Origin of the sequence: Acidovorax sp. FJL06 (genome assembly GCF_003852545.1) — a bacterium.
GTDB lineage: Bacteria > Pseudomonadota > Gammaproteobacteria > Burkholderiales > Burkholderiaceae_C > Acidovorax.
This window is the reverse complement of the sequence record NZ_QAJR01000017.1, coordinates 79,638-96,861: the sequence shown is the minus strand read 5'-3', so window position 1 is coordinate 96,861 and position 17,224 is coordinate 79,638. Positions and strand designations below refer to the sequence as shown.

The following is a 17,224-nucleotide window of genomic DNA, read 5'->3' as shown; positions in this document are numbered from 1 at the left end:
CTCAGAGCACCTCGCTCGCGAAATCCGCCAGGCGCGAGCGCTCGCCGCGCGCCAGCGTGATGTGTCCGCTGTGCGGCCAGCCCTTGAAGCGGTCCACGGCGTAGGTCAGGCCCGAGGAGCCTTCGGTGAGGTAGGGCGTGTCGATCTGCGCCAGGTTGCCCATGCAGATGATCTTGGTGCCGGGGCCGGCACGGGTGATCAGCGTCTTCATCTGCTTGGGCGTGAGGTTCTGCGCCTCGTCGATGATCACGTACTTGTTGAGGAAGGTGCGCCCGCGCATGAAGTTCATGCTCTTGATCTTGATGCGGCTCCTGATCAGCTCGTTAGTGGCGGCGCGGCCCCATTCGCCCGCGTTGCCGCCGTCGCCCTTGGCCAAAAACTCCAGGTTGTCGTCCAGCGCGCCCATCCAGGGGCCCATCTTTTCTTCCTCGGTGCCGGGCAGGAAGCCGATGTCCTCGCCCACGCTCACGGTGGCGCGGGTCATGATGATCTCGGTGTAGCGGCGGTCGTCCAGCACCTGGGTCAGGCCTGCGGCCAGGGCCAGCAAGGTTTTGCCGGTGCCGGCGGTGCCCGTGAGCGTCACGAAGTCGATCTCAGGGTCCATGAGCAGGTTCATGGCGTAGTTCTGCTCGCGGTTGCGCGTGGTCACGCCCCACACGGCGTGCTTGGTCGAGCCGTAGTCCTTGAGGGTCTGCAGCACGGCCGTCTTTTCGCGGATCTCGCTCACGCGCGCAAACAGGCTGGGCTCGCCGGGCGCCTCGAAGTACACAAACTGGTTGATCATCAGCTGCGGCACGATGGGCCCGCCGATGCGGTAGTAGGTGTGGGCGCCGCTCTGCCAGCTCTCCACGTTCTTGCCGCTTTTGGCCCAGAAGTCGGGCGGCAGGGCCAGCACGCCGGCGTACAGCAGGTCTCCGTCTTCCAGGGTCTTGTCGTTCTGGTAGTCCTCGGCCTGCAGGCCCAGGGCACGCGCCTTGACGCGCATGTTGATGTCCTTGGACACCAGAACCACGTCGCGCGGTGCGTGCAGCTTGCGCAAGGCCTCCACCACGCCCAGGATCTGGTTGTCGGCCTTGCCCTGGGGCAGGCTGGTGGGCAGGTGGTAGTCGAGCGGCACCGTCTGGAAGAACAGGTGTCCACCGGCGGCGCGCTGGCCCGTGGTGTCGAGCTTGAGGCCCTTGGCCATGTCGGCGCCCTGGGCGGCGGCCAGCGCATCGAGTGTGCGGCTGGCCTGGCGGCCGTTGCGCGCGACTTCGGTCATGCCTTTCTTGTGGCCGTCCAGTTCCTCCAGCACGATCATGGGCAGGAAGATGTCGTGTTCCTCAAAGCGGAACAGGCTGGTCGGGTCGTGCAGCAGCACATTGGTGTCCAGCACGAACAGCTTGGTCGGGCCCTGGGGGGCGGCCTTTCTGCCGCGCGGGGCCGGGGCGGGTGCCGCAGTGCTGGGGGTTGTTGGGGCGGTGCTGGTGGTGCGCGCCTTGCGGGTGCTGGTGGCACGGGCGATGGGGGTGGCTGCGGGGTCGGGGGCGCGGGCCTGGGTTTCGACCTGGATCAGGGGGGTGCCCACCAGGGCGATGGGTGCCGCTGGTGCGGTGCTGTCTACTTTGCGTCGGGTGCGGGCTGCCGGTGCGGTGCGTTCTGGCGCAGCGACAGGTTCGTTGGCGGAGGATTGGGATACCCGTGGACGGGCCGTGACTTCAAAGGCTTCGGGCGCGAGGAGTGCAGCGCGCCGGCTGGGTGCGGGGGGCAGGGGCATGGTGGCGGGGCCTCGGTCGGTAAATGAAGAAAGACGGGTCAGAAAGCAAAAAGCCGCCTGGAGGCCAAGGCGGCTTTTTGGGGTGGAGCAAACGTCGCGATAACCAGGGGCATCAATCCATTATGCCTACTCTGGATGTCCTGCCGGGGCAAAACCGATGGGGTGTCGCGTCGATGCTCCAGGGGGTTGATCCGGGCACGAAGGCGGTGGAGGATCAGGCGGCCTTTTTCAGGGCCTTGATGGATTTGACGGTCTTGAGGACTTCGTCCACATGGCCGGGCACCTTGAGGCCGCGCCATTCCTGCACCAGGATGCCGTCGGGGCCGATCAGGAAGGTGCTGCGCTCGATGCCCTTGACCTTCTTGCCGTACATGATCTTGTTCTTGACCACGCCGAACATGTGGCACATCTTCTCTTCCGTGTCGGCGATCAGCTCGAAAGGCAGTTCCAGCTTTTCCTTGAAATCGTCGTGCGACTTCATGTTGTCGCGCGACACGCCGAACACGGCGGCGCCAGCCTTCACGAAATCCTTGTACTTGTCGCGAAACTGCATGGCCTCCGTGGTGCAGCCAGGCGTGTTGTCCTTGGGATAGAAGTACAGAACCAGAATCTGGCCAAGGTGGGAGGTGTTGGAGACCTTGATTCCACCGGTCGCGTTGGCTTCAAATTCAGGGAGGGGTTTGTTGACAACGATCGCCATATCACTTCAATCTCTCAGGATGTAGTCGTTGGTAAGCCGGGGGAATGGGGTGTGTTATTGCTCTTGGTGGTGCCCCCGACCGCAACCCGTAATTTTACCCTGAAATCGGTTCCCGGCCAAATGTAAGACAGTGTGTCTCGCTTGGGGCCGGGGCACGTTGGCACGGCTTTGCATAGGTGCCGGTGCGGCGGCTTGCGTTGCCGCTCAGGTTTCCAGAATCAATGCGGCAACCACGTTCCGGCCTTCGCTGGCCAGGATGTTGTAGGTGCGGCAGGCGGCGGGCGTGTCCATGGCTTCCAGGCCCAGTCGGCGGGCGATGAGCGGAGCGAGCCAGGCCGGCGGCGGGAATCGGTTGCGCGTGCCGCTGCCAAAAATGACCAGCTCGGTTTCCAGGCCGGCCAGCTGCACGAAATGCTCCGGGGTCAGGTCCTCGAAGCGCGCGCAGGGCCACGCCTGGCGCAGCCCCCCGGAGCCAATGATGACGCTGTGGGTGATTTTCTCTGCGTCAACGCCAATCCAGCCGGGGCCGTAGCCGCTGATGGTTTGAGCGTTCGAGCGGTCGGGTTGGAATTTCATGGGGATGGGCGTGGCGCTGGGCCGGCGGCAGGGCGGCTGCAATGGGGGCGCGCCCGGGGGGGGGCGCCTGTTCTGTGGTCAAATTATAGGTTTCGCCAAGGGGGCCCGTCGCCAGGGCTGCCACCTGACCCCACTCCATCTCCGTCAGCGCATGAAAACCGTCCAGAAATCCGCCAAGCTCGCCAACGTCTGCTACGACATCCGGGGGCCCATCATGGACGCGGCCAAGAAGATGGAGGAGGACGGCCACAAGATCATCAAGCTCAACATCGGCAACCTGGCCGTGTTCGGCTTCGATGCGCCCGAGGAGATCCAGCTCGACATGATCCGCAACCTGCCCAACTCGGCGGGCTACTCGGACAGCAAGGGCATCTTCGCCGCGCGCAAGGCGGTGATGCACGAGACCCAGAAGCAGGGCATCAAGGGCGTGGCGCTGGACGACATCTACCTGGGCAATGGCGCCAGTGAACTCATCGTGATGGCCACGAATGCGCTGCTGGACACGGGCGACGAGCTGCTGCTGCCCTCGCCCGACTACCCGCTGTGGACGGCGGCGGCCAGCCTCTCGGGCGGCACGCCCGTGCATTACCTGTGCGACGAGGCCAATGGCTGGATGCCCGACCTGGACGACATCCGCGCCAAGATCACACCCCACACCAAGGGCATCGTGGTCATCAACCCCAACAATCCCACGGGCGCGCTGTACTCCGACGAATTGCTCCGGGGCATTGTCGCCATCGCACGCGAGCATGGCCTGGTGATCTTTGCCGATGAGGTGTATGACAAGGTGCTGTACGACGGCGCAAAACACACGGCCATCGGTTCGCTCAGCGAGGATGTGCTCACGCTCACTTTCAATTCGCTCTCCAAGAGCTACCGCTCCTGCGGCTACCGCGCGGGCTGGCTGGTGGTGTCGGGCGACAAGAAGCCCGCCCGGGACTACATCGAGGGCTTGAACATGCTCTCGAACATGCGCCTGTGTGCCAACGTGCCCGGCCAGTGGGCCGTGCAGACCGCGCTGGGCGGCTACCAGAGCATCAACGAGCTGGTGAACGAAGGCGGCCGCCTGCGCAAGCAGCGCGACCTGGCCTATGAGCTGATCACCGCTATCCCCGGCGTGACCTGCGTGAAGCCGCAGGCCGCGCTGTACATGTTTCCGCGCCTGGACCCGGCCGTCTACCCCATCAAGGACGACCAGCAGTTCTTCCTGGAGCTGCTGCAGGAGACCAAGGTCATGCTGGTGCAGGGCACGGGCTTCAACTGGGCGTCGCCGGACCACTTCCGCATCGTGTTCCTGCCCCATGAGGACGACCTGCGCGACGCCATCGGCCGCGTGGCGCGCTTCCTGGAGCAGTACCGCAAGCGCCAGCAGCCTGCGGCCGCCTTGGCGGCGGCCTGAGCCGGCCTGTTGCCGCGAGACGCAGGTTCCATGCGCATGCCTTCATTGACTGACCGTGCCGGGGGCTTCCTGGCGTGTGTGTTGTGCGTGTTGGCTTTCGCTGTGAAGCCTTCGCTGGTGCAGGCCGCCGGCAAGGAGGCGAAGGACAAGGAGCCTGTCGGCTTCCAGCACAAGGACTGGGCGCTGCAGTGCGACAACACCCGCACCTGCCGGGCCGTGGGCTACCAGTCCGAGGGGGGCGACTCCGAGCCCGTCTCCATCCTCCTGACCCGCGAAGCGGGGCCCGACACCCCGGTGCGGGTGGACTTGCAGGTCTCTACTGAAAAGGCCAGCCCTGCCGCGCTGCATCTCAAGGTTGGCAAACTCTCTTTGCCGGGCCTCCAGGGCGATACCCCGCGTGTGCCTGCGGGCCAGGTGCCCCGCCTGCTGCAGGAGCTGCTCAAGAACGAAGAGGCGACCGTGTCGGCGGGCAAGGACCAGTGGACGCTGTCGCTCGCCGGTGCCAGTGCCGTGCTGCTGAAGATGGACGAGGCCCAGGGCCGCGTCGGTACACCGGGCGCGCTGGTGCGCCGGGGCGCGCGGCCTGAAACGGCGGTGCTGCCGGCCGTGCTGGCGCCGGTCGTCAAGGCCGTGGCCCCGCTGCCCGCGCGCAAGGGCGATGCTGCGCTGGCCAAGCCCTTGGTTGCGGCGCTGGACCGCGCCAGCGTGGACGGCCAGTGCAACGGTGACGACCCCTTCAACCCGGCCAACGTGCAGGTCTATCGCCTGACGGAGCGCAAGGTGCTGCTGTCCGTGCCCTGCGGCATGGGCGCCTACAACTTCAGCAGCCTGCTGTGGATCGCCAACGACCGGCCTCCGTACAAGCCCGAGGTGCTGGAGGATGTGGACGGAGATTTCGATCCGGCTGCAGGCACGGTGCATTCGGCCATGAAGGGGCGTGGCATTGGCGACTGCTGGTGGGTGCGCCAGTGGCAGTTCGATGGCCAGGGCTTTGTGCGGACCGGCGAGTCCGGCGACAGCATGTGCCGTGGCTTTGCCGGCGGCGCCTGGCAATTGCCGACCTACGTCACCCGGTGAGTGCATGCCGCGCCGCATGGCACTCCACTTTCTTTTTACCCTAGTTACTTCTCCCCTCCCATCGCTATGAAACCCATCCAAGTAGGCCTTCTGGGCATCGGCACCGTCGGCAGCGGCGTGTTCAACGTGCTCGCACGCAACCAGGACGAAATCAGCCGCCGTGCCGGCCGTGGCATCGAAATCACCATGGTGGCCGACCTGGACGTGGAGCGCGCCAAGGCGGTGGTGGGCGACGGTATCCAGGTCGTGGGTGACGCCCGCGCTATCATTGCCAACCCCGACATTGACATCGTGATCGAACTCATCGGTGGCTACGGCATTGCCCGTGCGCTGGTGCTCGAAGCCATTGCCGCCGGCAAGCATGTGGTCACCGCCAACAAGGCGCTGCTGGCCGTGCATGGCACCGAGATTTTTGCAGCCGCATCGGCCAAGGGCGTGATGGTGGCCTTCGAGGCTGCCGTGGCCGGTGGCATCCCCATCATCAAGGCGCTGCGCGAAGGCCTCACCGCCAACCGCATCCAGTGGATCGCCGGCATCATCAACGGCACCACCAATTTCATCCTGTCCGAGATGCGCAGCAAGGGCCTGGACTTCGACGTGGTGCTGAAAGAGGCCCAGCGCCTGGGCTACGCCGAGGCCGACCCCACCTTCGACATCGAAGGCGTGGACGCCGCCCACAAGGTCACGCTGATGAGCGCGATCGCGTTCGGCATCCCGGTGCAGTTCGACAAGGCCTATGTCGAGGGCATCACCAAGCTCTCCGCCGCCGACATCAAGTACGCCGAGCAACTGGGCTACCGCATCAAGCTCCTGGGCATCACCAAGCGGGCCGACAAAGGCATCGAGCTGCGCGTGCACCCCAGCCTGGTGCCGTCCAAGCGCCTGATCGCCAATGTTGAAGGCGCGATGAACGCGGTGGTGGTGCAGGGCGATGCCGTGGGCACCACGCTGTACTACGGCAAGGGCGCGGGCAGCGAGCCCACCGCCAGCGCCGTGATTGCCGACCTGGTGGATATCGCCCGCCTGCACACGGCCGACCCTGAGCACCGCGTGCCGCACCTGGCCTTCCAGGCCAACACGCTCGCGGATGCCATGGGCACGCTGCCGCTGCTGCCCATGAGCGAAGTGGTCACCAGCTACTACCTGCGCCTGCGCGTGGCTGACCAGGCCGGCGTGCTGGCCAAGGTGACCGGCCTGTTGGCCGAGGCGGGTGTGAGCATCGACGCTGTGCTGCAGCGCGAAGCCGACGAAGTGGGTGGCGAGGGCTCCACCCAGACCGACCTCATCATCCTGACCCACGACACGCGCGAAGGCACCATGGATGCCGTGATTGCCCAGATGCAGGCCCTGCCCACCGTGCTGGCGCCCATCACGCGCATCCGCAAGGAGGAACTGAACTGATGCTGTACGTCTCCACCCGCGGCCACGCCGACCGCAAGCATTTCTGCGACATCCTGCTCGAAGGCCTGGCCCCCGATGGCGGCCTGTACCTGCCCGAGCACTACCCCAAGGTCGATGCTCGGGCCCTGACCCGCCTGCGCAAGGCCTACCACGAGCAGGGCTACGCCGAGTTGGCGTTCCAGATCCTGTCGCTCTACATCGACGACATCCCCGCCGCCGACCTCAAGGCCCTGTGCGCCAAGACGTACACCGCCGAAGTGTTTGGCACTGGAGAGATCGTGCCCCTGCGCCACCTGGAAGACGGCCTGTGGCTCGAAGCCCTGTCCAACGGCCCCACGCTGGCCTTCAAGGACATGGCCATGCAGCTGCTGGGCAACCTGTTCGAGTACGAACTGGCGCGCCGTGGCGAACAGCTCAACATCCTGGGCGCCACCAGTGGCGACACCGGCAGCGCGGCCGAATACGCCATGCGCGGCAAGGCCGGCGTGCGCGTGTTCATGACCAGCCCCCATGGCCGCATGAGCGCCTTCCAGCAGGCGCAGATGTTCAGCCTGCAGGACGAGAACATCCACAACCTCGCCATCGAAGGCGTGTTTGACGACTGCCAGGACATCGTCAAGGCCGTGAGCAACGACCATGCCTTCAAAGCCAAGTACAAGATCGGCACCGTCAACTCGATCAACTGGGCACGCCTGCTGGCGCAGGTGGTGTACTATTTCGCGGGCTACATCCAGGCCACCGAGTCCAATACCCAGAAGGTCAGCTTCACGGTGCCATCGGGCAACTTTGGCAACGTGTGCGCAGGCCATGTGGCGCGCATGATGGGCTTGCCCATCGCCAAGCTGGTGGTGGCCACGAACGAGAACGATGTGCTCGACGAGTTCTTCCGCACTGGCGTGTACCGCGTGCGCGGCGCGGCCGATACGCACGAGACATCGAGCCCCTCGATGGACATCAGCAAGGCCAGCAACTTCGAGCGCTTCATTTTTGACCTGCTGGGCCGCAACGGCCAGCGTACCAAGGCCTTGTTCGGCGCCGCATTGCCAACCTATGGCCGCTTTGATCTGAGCGCCGAACCGCTGTTTGCAGATGCCGCCAAAAAATACGGCTTTGAAAGTGGCAAGAGCACCCATGCCGACCGCCTGGCCACCATCAAGGACAACTACGAGCGCCATGGCGTCACCATCGACACCCACACCGCCGACGGCGTGAAGGTGGCCCGTGAGCACCACAAGGACGGCAAGGTGCCCATGATCGTGCTGGAGACCGCCTTGCCCATCAAGTTCGCCGAGACCATTGTCGAGGCCCTGGGCCACGCGCCCGAGCGGCCCGCCAAGTTTGCCGGCATCGAAGACCTGCCCAAGCGCGTGCAGGTGATGCCTGCGGATGTGGAGCAGGTCAAGGCCTACATTGAGCGCCATTGCGCTCCGGCCGCGCAAGGGTAACCAGCCGGACGAAGGCGGGTGGTGGGGGCTTGCCTCCGATCAACCCGCTTGCCCTGCGCCGGTTGCAGGGCTGTCCGTGGGCGCTGCCCTGGCTTTGGCAGGCTCCGCCCGAACGGCTCTGGCGATGGGCAATTGGGGGTAATCGTAAAAATCGCCCCAATCGCTTGATGGATAAGCGCTATCAGCTATCAATACAGTAGCTAATCAAGGAACAGCGAATGAAGGTTGTCGGTTTTGCCGGGTTCTCCGGCAGTGGCAAGACCACGCTGGTCGAGCAGTTGATCCCCGAGCTGCGGCTGCGCGGGCTGCGCGTGTCGGTGGTCAAGCATGCGCACCACAGTTTCGACATCGACCACCCGGGCAAGGACACCTACCGCCACCGCGAGGCGGGGGCCTTCGAAGTCGTGGCTGCCTCGGACAAGCGCCTGATGCTGGTGCGCGAATTCGAGCAGCCCGCCACGCTCAGCGTGCACCACCTGCTGGCCGAGCTGTACCAGGGCGTGGACTGGGTGCTGGTGGAAGGCTTCAAGGACAGCGACCTGCTCAAGGTCGAGGTGTGGCGTGCGCCCGAGCCCGGCCAGGTGGCCAAGTCCGTGCGCTACCCCGAGGACGATTTTGTGGTGGCCGTGGCCACCGATGCCCCCGAGAGCCTGCCCGTGCCCACCCAGCTGCCGTTGCTGGACCTCAACGCGCCCGCCCGGGTGGTGGACTGGCTGATCGAATACCAACACCGGTTTGAATACAACTGGGAACTGCACGGAGGGCCGTTGCCATGCGCCCCCCAATGAAGCCCCTCAAAGCGCTGGACGATGCGCTGGCCGAGCTGCTGGCGCACGCCGCGCCCCTGCAGGGCACGGACACAGTCACCACCTTTAACGCCGACGGCCGCGTGCTGGCGCAGGACTGCATCTCGGCCTTGCAGGTGCCGCCGCAGGACAACAGCGCCATGGACGGCTATGCCGTGCGTTGCGCCGATGTGGCGGCCGTGGGCACGGAGCTGCCCGTATCGCAGCGCATCGCCGCCGGCAGCGCGGGCGAGTCGCTTGCGCCCGGCACGGCGGCGCGCATCTTCACCGGCGCGCCTGTGCCCGCAGGCGCGGATGCCATCCTGATGCAGGAAGACTGCGAAGCCCTGCCTGCCGCAGACGGGGAGCAGGGCCTGGGCCAGGTGCGCATCAACGCCGCGCCCCGGGTGGGCCAGTGGATTCGCCGTGCGGGCGAAGACATCACGCGCGGCGCCGTGGTGCTGGCCGCCGGCACGCGCCTGTCGCCCGCCGAACTGGGCCTGGCCGCCAGCATCGGCCTGCACCAGCTGCAAGTGGCCCGCCGCCCGCGCGTGGCGCTGTTCTCCACGGGCGACGAACTGGTCATGCCCGGCGAGGTGCCGCCCGAGCAGATGCGCGCTGGCGCCATCTACAACAGCAACCGCTTCTTCCTGCGCGCCATGCTGCTGCGCCTGGGCTGCGAAGTGACGGACTTCGGCATCGTGCCCGACCGGCGCGACGCCACCATCACGGCCCTGCGCGATGCGAGTGCCGCCCACGACCTGATCCTGACCAGCGGTGGCGTGAGCGTGGGTGAGGAAGACCACATCAAGCCCGCCGTGGAGACGCTGGGTACGCTGGACCTGTGGCAAATCGCCATGAAGCCCGGCAAGCCCTTCGCGTATGGCCGCATTGGGGCGGCGCATTTCATGGGCCTGCCCGGCAACCCGGTGTCGAGCTTTCTGACCTTTGCGCTGCTGGTGCGCCCCTTTGTGCTGCGGCTGCAGGGCGTGCAGGACGTTGCTCCTCAATCCATAGCGGCTGCCGCCCATTTCGCTTGGCCCAAGGCCGACAAACGCCGTGAATTTTTGCGCGTGCGCCACAACGCGGCGGGTGGGTTGGACCTGTTTGGCAACCAGAGTTCGGGCGTGCTGACCTCGGCCGCCTGGGGCGATGGCGTGGTGGATAACCCCGCAGGCCAGACCATCGCTGTGGGCGACACCGTGCAGTACATCGCCTTCTCGGAGCTTTTGGCATGAAGATCACCGTTCGCTATTTCGCCTCCATCCGCGAGGCCATCGGCCAAGGCAGCGAGCCGGTCGAAACGAACGCCGCCACCCTGAGTGCCCTGCGCGACGAACTCATCGCGCGCGGCGGCGCCCATGCCGCCAGCCTGGCGCGCGGCCGGGCCGTGCGCATGGCGCTCAACCAGACCTTGAGCGATGAATCCGCCACCTTGGCCGATGGGGCCGAGGTGGCGTTCTTCCCACCGGTTACCGGGGGCTGAGTCCGGCCCGGGACGGGGCCAGTGCCTGCAGGCGCTGCACCAGCGCCCCGGAGGCTGCCATCATCGGCGCACGCAGCTCGTTGCGCATCTCGCCCGCATGGGCCAGCATGGCCTTGAGCGGTGCCGGGTTGGGCTCGGCAAAGCAGGCCTCGACCCAGGGCTGCAGGGCCTGCCACACGCGGCGGGCCTCGGGCAGATCGCCCACGCGCAGCAACTCCACCAGTTCGACAAAACGCGGTGTCTGCCAGTGCGCACCGGCGGAGATCGCGCCTGCGCCGCCCAGGGCCAGCGTGTGGAAGATCTGCGCGTCTTCGCCCGTCAGCACCTGCAGGCGGCCATCGGCGATCAGGGCCTGCGTCTTGGCGGGGTTGCCGCCGCAGTCCTTGATGGCCTCTATGCGTGGATGCGCCGCCAGCGCCAGCAGCGTCTCGGTGGTGAGCGTGGCGCCCGTGCGATAGGGGATGTCGTAGAGGACCACGGGCACAGCGCTGGCGTCGGCCAGGGTGCGGAACCAGTGCAGCAGGCCTTCCTGCGAGGGGCGGATGTAGTGGGGGGCGGACACCAGCAGGCCCGCAAGCGGGTAGGGCGCAAGGGCCCGCACCTGCTCCAGCACCTGGCCTTGGTGGTAGCCCGACACGCCCATCACCACGGGCAGGCCCTGGGCGGCTTCGAGCACCGTCTCCAGCACCTGCCGCTGCTCGGCCTTGTCCAGCGCGGCGGCCTCGCCGGTGGAGCCGCAGGCGACGAAGCCTGCAACACCGTCGGCACGCAGCCGGGCGGTGAGGGCGGCCAGCGCCGGGTGGTCCACGGCGCCGCCCTTGAAGGGCGTGACCAGGGCGATCCAGAGCCCGCTGAACAGCGGCTGGCGAGAGGTGGTGATAACGGTGGCAGACATGCGAAACATCCTTTCAGGGTTCGACCAGGGGAAGAACCGTCCGGAGGGAATGCGCGCGGAATGCCGGGGAGGGAAAAGAGAAAAGTAAGAAGGGAATTTCTCTACCAGGTGGTTCCGTCGCTCATCCGGACGGAACCACAGCTCCGGTCAGATGAGCTCTGGTTTTTTGGCTTTGCCCACACATTGCAATGCCGCCGCAGGTGCGGCAGTCATGGCAAAGAGGGTGTGCGTGGGCATGGGGCGCAGTATAGCGAAGCGGTCGCTGGTGGGCTTCAGGCCATCGCCTGGGCCACCAGCAGCGTGTCGGTGAACTGCTCAAACGCCACCACTTGCTGGTCCTGGAGCCGCCACACATGCACCACGCGCGCGTGCAGGGGCTTGCCTGTGGCGCGGTAGGTGCCGCGGTAGTCGCCCACGCCCACGATGCGGTCGCCGCCGTCGATCAGGCGCTCCAGTGTGAAGCGGTAGTCTTCCCAGGCCGAGCCCAGGACGGCAAACACGTTGTCGATGACCTGCTCTGGCCCCACCCAGGTGCCGGCACAGGGAAAGCCCGCCATTTCGGTCCAGCGGACCTCGGGGGAGACGTGGGCCATCATGCCCGCGATGTCTTTGCGGTCAGAGGCTGCGTAGTGGGCCTGGATGATTTCGTAGTTGCTTGGCATGGTGGGCTCAGATGGGGGCGTGGGTGGGTGGGTAGGTGGTGGTGGAGGCGGTCTGCATGAAGGCCCCAGCGGGGTTGTTGGCGACCGAGCCGTCCCCGGCCAGGCCGAGGAACTTGCCGGTGGAGCGCTGGCTTTCGAAGTTGAAGAAGAACACCGACGCAACCGGAATCAAAAACTCGCGGAAGGTGAAGATGTACTGCTGCTCGCCGAACTGGTAGTAGGTCGCCATGTCCACGTCGCCGTGGCCGCGCTGCACGCCCACCAGGCACTGCCAGCAGTAGCGTTCGGAGCTGAGGTAGGTGTGTTCGTAGGTGTGGTTGGGGCTGTAGGTCTGCCAGGTGCGCAGGCCGATCAGGTCGCGGCTTTCGTGTGGCACCAGGCCGCTGGCCGGGCCGCCCGCCAGGGTGCCCACCAGGAAGTCCTGGGCCACGCGGGGTTCGGCGCCGGCCTCTTCGGGGCTGCGCACGCGGCATTCGATGGCCAGCACGCGGCGGGTGTGCAGGTTCACGATCACCGTCAGCGCAGACAGCGGGCGCGACGCGAACGTGATGTCGATGAAGAAGGTGCCGGGCGCCACTTCGACGGCTTCATACGCGTCGCGGCCTTCGCCATGCACGGTGTCCGTCCAGGCCACCTGGTGCGGTTGCGGGAAGTGCAGACGGAGGGTGCGCGCAGGCAGGTCGATGTGCAGCGTCTGGCCCTGCAGGGCCTCGCTCTGCGGCAGCCGGTTGGTGGCGATGCCTGCGGCGAACTGGTCGTAGGTCTTCCACCCGGCAGGGGTGGGCGCAGGGGATGCAAGCGGTGTCATGGCGGACTTTCAGTGGGCGAAGGCAACGGTGGGAAGGTCGACGGCGGAGGCGCCGCCATCCACCATCAGGAAGGTACCGTTGACCATGCTCGCGCGCGGGGAGGCGAGGTAGAGCACGGCATCGGCCACCTCGTGGGGCTCGGCCGCGCGGCCCAGCGGCACGTCGCGCGCCACCAGGGCGTAGGCCGCATCGACATCGGCGAGCTGGTGTTTGTCGATGAGCACCTGCATCTGCTCATCGGCCATCGCGGTGCGCACCCAGCCCGGGCAGACCGCGTTGGTGCGCACGCCATGCCGGCCGTAGTCCCGTGCAAGCGAGCGCGTGAAACCGATGAGCGCGTGTTTCATCGTCACATAGCCCACCACGCCGGGCCCGGCGAAATGCCCGGCGAGGGACGAGAGCACGACCACGTTGCCGCGCCGCTCGATCAGCCCGGGCATCAGCTCACGGGCGCAGACAAAGGCGGTATCCAGGTTCAGGCGCGTGGCCATGTGCCAGGCCTCGTCGTCGGTGGCCGTGAGCTCGCCCACGCCATGGCCGCCGGCGTTGGCCACCAGCACGTCGATGCCGCCGAAATGCGCGCGTGCCTCGGCCAGGGCGGCCCGCACGTCCTGCGCGTTGGCGGCATCGCCGGCCACCACCAGCCCACCGATCGGCTCGGCCACCGCGAGCAGGGGCTCGCGCCGGCGGCCCATGAGCACCACGCGCCCGCCGGCCGCCACGAACTGGCGCGCCACCGCCGCGCCGATGCCGGTGCCGCCACCGGTGATGAAGGCCACCTTGCCTTCGAACTCGTTGATTGACATGGGCTGAACACCTTGTGTGAGTTGGAACGGATCGAGTCTAGTAACGCCCCCTCGCAGCGCGGTTCGCTGTCAGCGCACAAACTGTTGACCGGCAACGCACGCAGCAGCGTTCGCCGTTTACGGCGCGCAGGGGCCGGCCCACACTGGCCGCCATGAACTTCGATCACATCATCATTGGTGCCGGCTCCGCCGGTTGTGTGTTGGCGCACCGCCTGGTGCGCGCGGGGCGGCGCGTGCTGTTGCTGGAGGCCGGGCCGACCCACGAGCACCCCTTCGTGCGCATGCCCGCCGCCTTTGTGCGGGTCATCGGCACCGAGCGCTCCTGGGACTACACCAGCGAGCCCCAGCCCCATGCCGACGGGCGCCGCATGCATGTGCCACAGGGGCGCATGCTGGGGGGCGGCAGCTCGCTCAATGCGATGGTGTACATCCGTGGCCAGGCGGCCGACTACGACAGCTGGCGCGACGCTGGCTGCGCGGGCTGGGGCTGGAGCGACGTGTTGCCCGCCTTTGTGCGGGCGGAGTCGAACGAGCGGTATGCCGGGCCCCTGCACGGACGCGACGGGCCGCTGCAGGTCAGCGAGCCGCGTTTTCGCCACCCGCTCAGCGCGGCCTTCGTGGCCGCCGCGCAGCAGGCGGGCCTGCCCGCCAATCCGGACTTCAATGGGGTCGAGCAGGCTGGGGTGGGCTTCTACCAGTCCACCACCTTCCGGGGCGAGCGCGGCTCCACGGCGGCCACCTACCTGGCGGCGGTGCGGCGCGACGAACGCCTGGTGGTGCGCACGGGCGTGCAGGTGCGCCGCATCCTGGTGGAGGCGGGGCGGGCCGTGGGCGTCGAGTTGTTGGAGGCGGGGCAACTGCAGCAGCTGCGCTGCGCGCGGGACGTGCTGCTGTGCGCGGGCGCGCTGGCATCGCCCCAGCTGCTCATGCTCTCGGGCATCGGCCCGGGCGAGGACCTGCACAGGCTGGGCATCCCGGTGCACGCCGACAGCCCGGGCGTGGGGCAGAACTACCAGGACCATCTGGAAGTGAGCGTCTATGCGCGCACACGCAGGCCCATCAGCCTGCTGGGGCAGGACCGGGGGCTGCGCGCGCTGCGCCATGGGCTGCAGTGGCAGCTGCTGCGGCGCGGGCTGCTCACCTCCAATGTCGTCGAGTCTGGCGGGTTTGTGGACACCCTGGGAACGGGCCGCCCCGACGTGCAGTTCCACGTGCTGCCGGTGCTGGTGGGCGATGTGGAGCGCGAGCCCCTGCCGGGCCACGGCCTGTCGATCAATCCGTGTTTTCTGCGCCCGCAGTCGCGGGGCTCGGTGTCGCTGCGCAGCCCCGATCCGGCGCAACCCATCCTGTTCGATGCGGGGGCGCTGCGCGCACAGGCCGACGTGGACACGCTGGTGCGCGGCGTGAAGCTGGCGCGCAGGATCTTGCGGGCGCCGGCGCTCGCGGAGGTGGTCGAGCACGAACTGCTGCCCGGTGCCGAGGCCACGCTCAGCGACGCGCAGATCGAGGCCCATGTGCGCTCGCATGCCAAGACCGTCTACCACCCCGCAGGCACCTGCCGCATGGGCGGCGATGCCGCATCGGTGGTGGACACACAGCTGCGCGTGCGGGGTGTGGCGGGGCTGCGTGTGTGTGATGCATCGGTGATGCCCANNGGCCTGCGCGTGGTGGATGCGTCCATCATGCCGCGCATCGTGAGCGGCAACACCAACGCGCCCACCATCATGCTGGCCGAGCGCTGCGCGGAGTTTGCGCTGCAGGCCGCTTGAACATGCGCGCACAGGCAACACCGGCTGCGCTCTGGGGCAAGGGCGCAAGGCCGGTGCTGCCTAGACTGAACTTCTCTTTTTTGCCGCACCCACCACCACCCCCACCATGAACCCATTTGATCTTTCCAGCCAGCAGCTCCAAGGCGCCAAGTTCCTGTCCGAGCGCCGTGTCGGCAACGTCATCGGCGGTGTGAGCGGCCCTGCGCTGTCGGGCCGCTGGCTTCCCGTGACCGACCCAGCCACCGAGATGGTGGTGGCCGAGGCGCCCGACAGCGATGCGGCAGACATAGCCCGCGCCGTGGCCAGCGCCCAGCGTGCGTTTGGCAGCGATGCCTGGCGCGGCCTGCGCCCCGCCGACCGCGAGAAGCTGCTGTTCAAGCTGTCGGAGCTGATCGAGCGCCATGCCGACGAGCTGAGCGCGCTGGAGACGCTGCAAAGCGGCAAGCTGCAAGTGGTTGCGCGTGCGATCGATGTCGATGCCGGTGCCGAGTTCGTGCGCTACATGGCGGGCTGGGCCACCAAGCTCGAAGGCCAGACGCTCGACAACTCCATCCCCATTCCCGGCCCGCAGTGGGTCACCTACACGCGCCGCGAGCCGGTGGGGGTGGTCGGCGCCATCGTGCCCTGGAACTTCCCGCTCGCGATCGCGCTGTGGAAGATCGCCCCCGCGCTGGCCGCCGGCTGCACGGTGGTGCTCAAGCCCTCGGAAGACACGCCGCTCACGGCCCTGCGCCTGGCGCACCTGGCGCTGGAGGCCGGTATCCCCGAAGGGGTGCTCAACGTGGTGTGCGGGCGCGGCGCGACGGCCGGTGCGGCGCTGATCGCCCACCCGGGCGTGCGCAAGCTCAGCTTCACCGGCTCCACGGCCGTGGGCAAGGTGGTGGGGCATGCGGCGGTGGAGCACATGGCGCGCTTCACGCTGGAGCTGGGCGGCAAGAGCCCGGCCGTGGTGATGGAGGACGCCGACCCGTCGCAGGTGGCGCAGGGCATTGCCATGGGCATCTTTTTCCACCAGGGGCAGGTGTGCACCGCCAGCTCGCGCCTGCTGGTGCACCGCAGCCTGTACCGCCGCGTGCTGGACGAGCTGGCCGGCATTGCCGAGGGCATGAAGATCGGCTCCGGCTTCGATGCGGCCACGCAGTTCGGGCCGCTGACCTCGAAGACGCATTTCGCGCGTGTGATGGATTTCATCGCATCGGCCAAGGCCGAGGGCGCCACGCTGGTGGCTGGCGGTGCGCGCGTTCACGACGCCGGTTGTTTTGTGCAACCCACGATTTTTGCCGACACCACGGCGCAGATGCGTGTGGTGCGGGAAGAGGTGTTCGGCCCCGTGCTGGCGGTGGCGCCATTCGACGACGTGGAAGACGCCATCGCCGCCGCCAACGACACCCCCTACGGGCTGGCCGCCAGCCTGTGGACCCAGAGCCTGTCCCATGCCCACCGCATCGTGCCCCGCCTGCAGGCGGGCGTGGTGTGGGTGAACGCGCACAACGTGCTGGACGCCGGGCTGCCCCTGGGCGGCATCAAGCAGTCGGGGACGGGGCGCGACCTCGGGCGTGCGGCCGTCGAAGGCTTCACCGAATTGAAGAGCGTGTGCATGGCCGTGTGATGGGCCATGTGACTGGCATGCACCAGGCCGTAAGGCCTTGACGAAATGA

Annotated in this window: 16 protein-coding genes; 9 read left to right on the top strand and 7 right to left on the bottom strand. The window is 67.3% G+C overall.

Translation table 11 applies throughout. The features are described from left to right. Position 1: 1 nt before the first annotated feature. The 3 genes from DBV10_RS10600 to DBV10_RS10590 all read right to left on the bottom strand — a co-directional run bounded on the left by DBV10_RS10600 (position 2) and on the right by DBV10_RS10590 (position 3,032). On the bottom strand, positions 2-1,756 hold the full coding sequence (locus DBV10_RS10600; RefSeq protein WP_124513348.1) for a PhoH family protein: 1,755 nt from the start codon (positions 1,754-1,756) through the stop codon (positions 2-4). Between the two features lie 214 nt (positions 1,757-1,970). Beyond that, a complete protein-coding gene (locus tag DBV10_RS10595) occupies positions 1,971-2,456 on the bottom strand; it encodes a peroxiredoxin (RefSeq protein WP_124513346.1) in 486 nt (161 codons plus the stop codon). Between the two features lie 204 nt (positions 2,457-2,660). Further along, positions 2,661-3,032, bottom strand: coding sequence for an Mth938-like domain-containing protein (locus tag DBV10_RS10590; RefSeq protein WP_124513344.1), 372 nt, complete (start codon positions 3,030-3,032; stop codon positions 2,661-2,663). A gap of 151 nt (positions 3,033-3,183) precedes the next feature. Between DBV10_RS10590 and DBV10_RS10585 the strand changes: the two genes are divergently transcribed. The 7 genes from DBV10_RS10585 (at position 3,184) to moaD (ending at position 10,625) form a co-directional block, all read left to right on the top strand. After that, on the top strand, positions 3,184-4,431 hold the full coding sequence (locus tag DBV10_RS10585) for a pyridoxal phosphate-dependent aminotransferase (protein WP_124513342.1): 1,248 nt from the start codon (positions 3,184-3,186) through the stop codon (positions 4,429-4,431). Positions 4,432-4,467: 36 nt separating this feature from the next. Beyond that, complete coding sequence (locus DBV10_RS10580) at positions 4,468-5,508, top strand: DUF1176 domain-containing protein (protein WP_124513340.1); 1,041 nt, start codon at positions 4,468-4,470, stop codon at positions 5,506-5,508. A 66-nt stretch (positions 5,509-5,574) separates the two neighbouring features. Beyond that, entirely contained in the window at positions 5,575-6,909 is a 1,335-nt protein-coding gene (locus DBV10_RS10575) for a homoserine dehydrogenase (protein ID WP_124513338.1), read from the top strand. Continuing rightward, entirely contained in the window at positions 6,909-8,354 is a 1,446-nt protein-coding gene (thrC, locus tag DBV10_RS10570) for a threonine synthase (RefSeq protein ID WP_124513336.1), read from the top strand. The genes DBV10_RS10575 and thrC overlap by 1 nt, the downstream gene beginning before the upstream one ends. A gap of 218 nt (positions 8,355-8,572) precedes the next feature. Beyond that, positions 8,573-9,142: a molybdopterin-guanine dinucleotide biosynthesis protein B gene (mobB, locus tag DBV10_RS10565; protein ID WP_124513334.1), complete on the top strand. Its 570-nt coding sequence runs from the start codon at positions 8,573-8,575 to the stop codon at positions 9,140-9,142. After that, positions 9,127-10,377, top strand: a complete 1,251-nt coding sequence (glp, locus tag DBV10_RS10560) for a gephyrin-like molybdotransferase Glp (protein ID WP_124513332.1) — start codon at positions 9,127-9,129, stop codon at positions 10,375-10,377. Before mobB ends, glp begins: the two co-directional genes overlap by 16 nt. Further along, positions 10,374-10,625 (top strand): molybdopterin converting factor subunit 1, encoded by a 252-nt coding sequence (gene moaD, locus DBV10_RS10555; protein WP_124513330.1) that lies wholly within the window; start codon positions 10,374-10,376, stop codon positions 10,623-10,625. The genes glp and moaD overlap by 4 nt, the downstream gene beginning before the upstream one ends. On the opposite strand, the gene dapA is transcribed toward moaD, so the two are convergent. From dapA to DBV10_RS10535, 4 genes are all read right to left on the bottom strand, one after another. Continuing rightward, positions 10,612-11,520 (bottom strand): 4-hydroxy-tetrahydrodipicolinate synthase, encoded by a 909-nt coding sequence (dapA, locus tag DBV10_RS10550; protein WP_124513328.1) that lies wholly within the window; start codon positions 11,518-11,520, stop codon positions 10,612-10,614. The two genes, moaD and dapA, sit on opposite strands and share 14 nt — an antisense overlap. A gap of 272 nt (positions 11,521-11,792) precedes the next feature. Next, positions 11,793-12,182, bottom strand: a complete 390-nt coding sequence (locus DBV10_RS10545; protein WP_124513325.1) for a nuclear transport factor 2 family protein — start codon at positions 12,180-12,182, stop codon at positions 11,793-11,795. A 7-nt stretch (positions 12,183-12,189) separates the two neighbouring features. Beyond that, positions 12,190-12,990, bottom strand: a complete 801-nt coding sequence (locus DBV10_RS10540) for a MoaF C-terminal domain-containing protein (RefSeq protein ID WP_124513323.1) — start codon at positions 12,988-12,990, stop codon at positions 12,190-12,192. A gap of 9 nt (positions 12,991-12,999) precedes the next feature. Beyond that, positions 13,000-13,797, bottom strand: a complete 798-nt coding sequence (locus tag DBV10_RS10535; protein ID WP_370451148.1) for an SDR family NAD(P)-dependent oxidoreductase — start codon at positions 13,795-13,797, stop codon at positions 13,000-13,002. 152 nt (positions 13,798-13,949) lie between these two features. On the opposite strand from DBV10_RS10535, the gene DBV10_RS10530 reads away from it, so the two are divergent. Together DBV10_RS10530 and DBV10_RS10525 are read left to right on the top strand one after the other, a co-directional pair. Beyond that, positions 13,950-15,566, top strand: coding sequence for a GMC family oxidoreductase (locus DBV10_RS10530; protein ID WP_124513321.1), 1,617 nt, complete (start codon positions 13,950-13,952; stop codon positions 15,564-15,566). A gap of 106 nt (positions 15,567-15,672) precedes the next feature. Then, entirely contained in the window at positions 15,673-17,175 is a 1,503-nt protein-coding gene (locus DBV10_RS10525; RefSeq protein WP_124513318.1) for an aldehyde dehydrogenase, read from the top strand. Positions 17,176-17,224 lie beyond the last annotated feature (49 nt).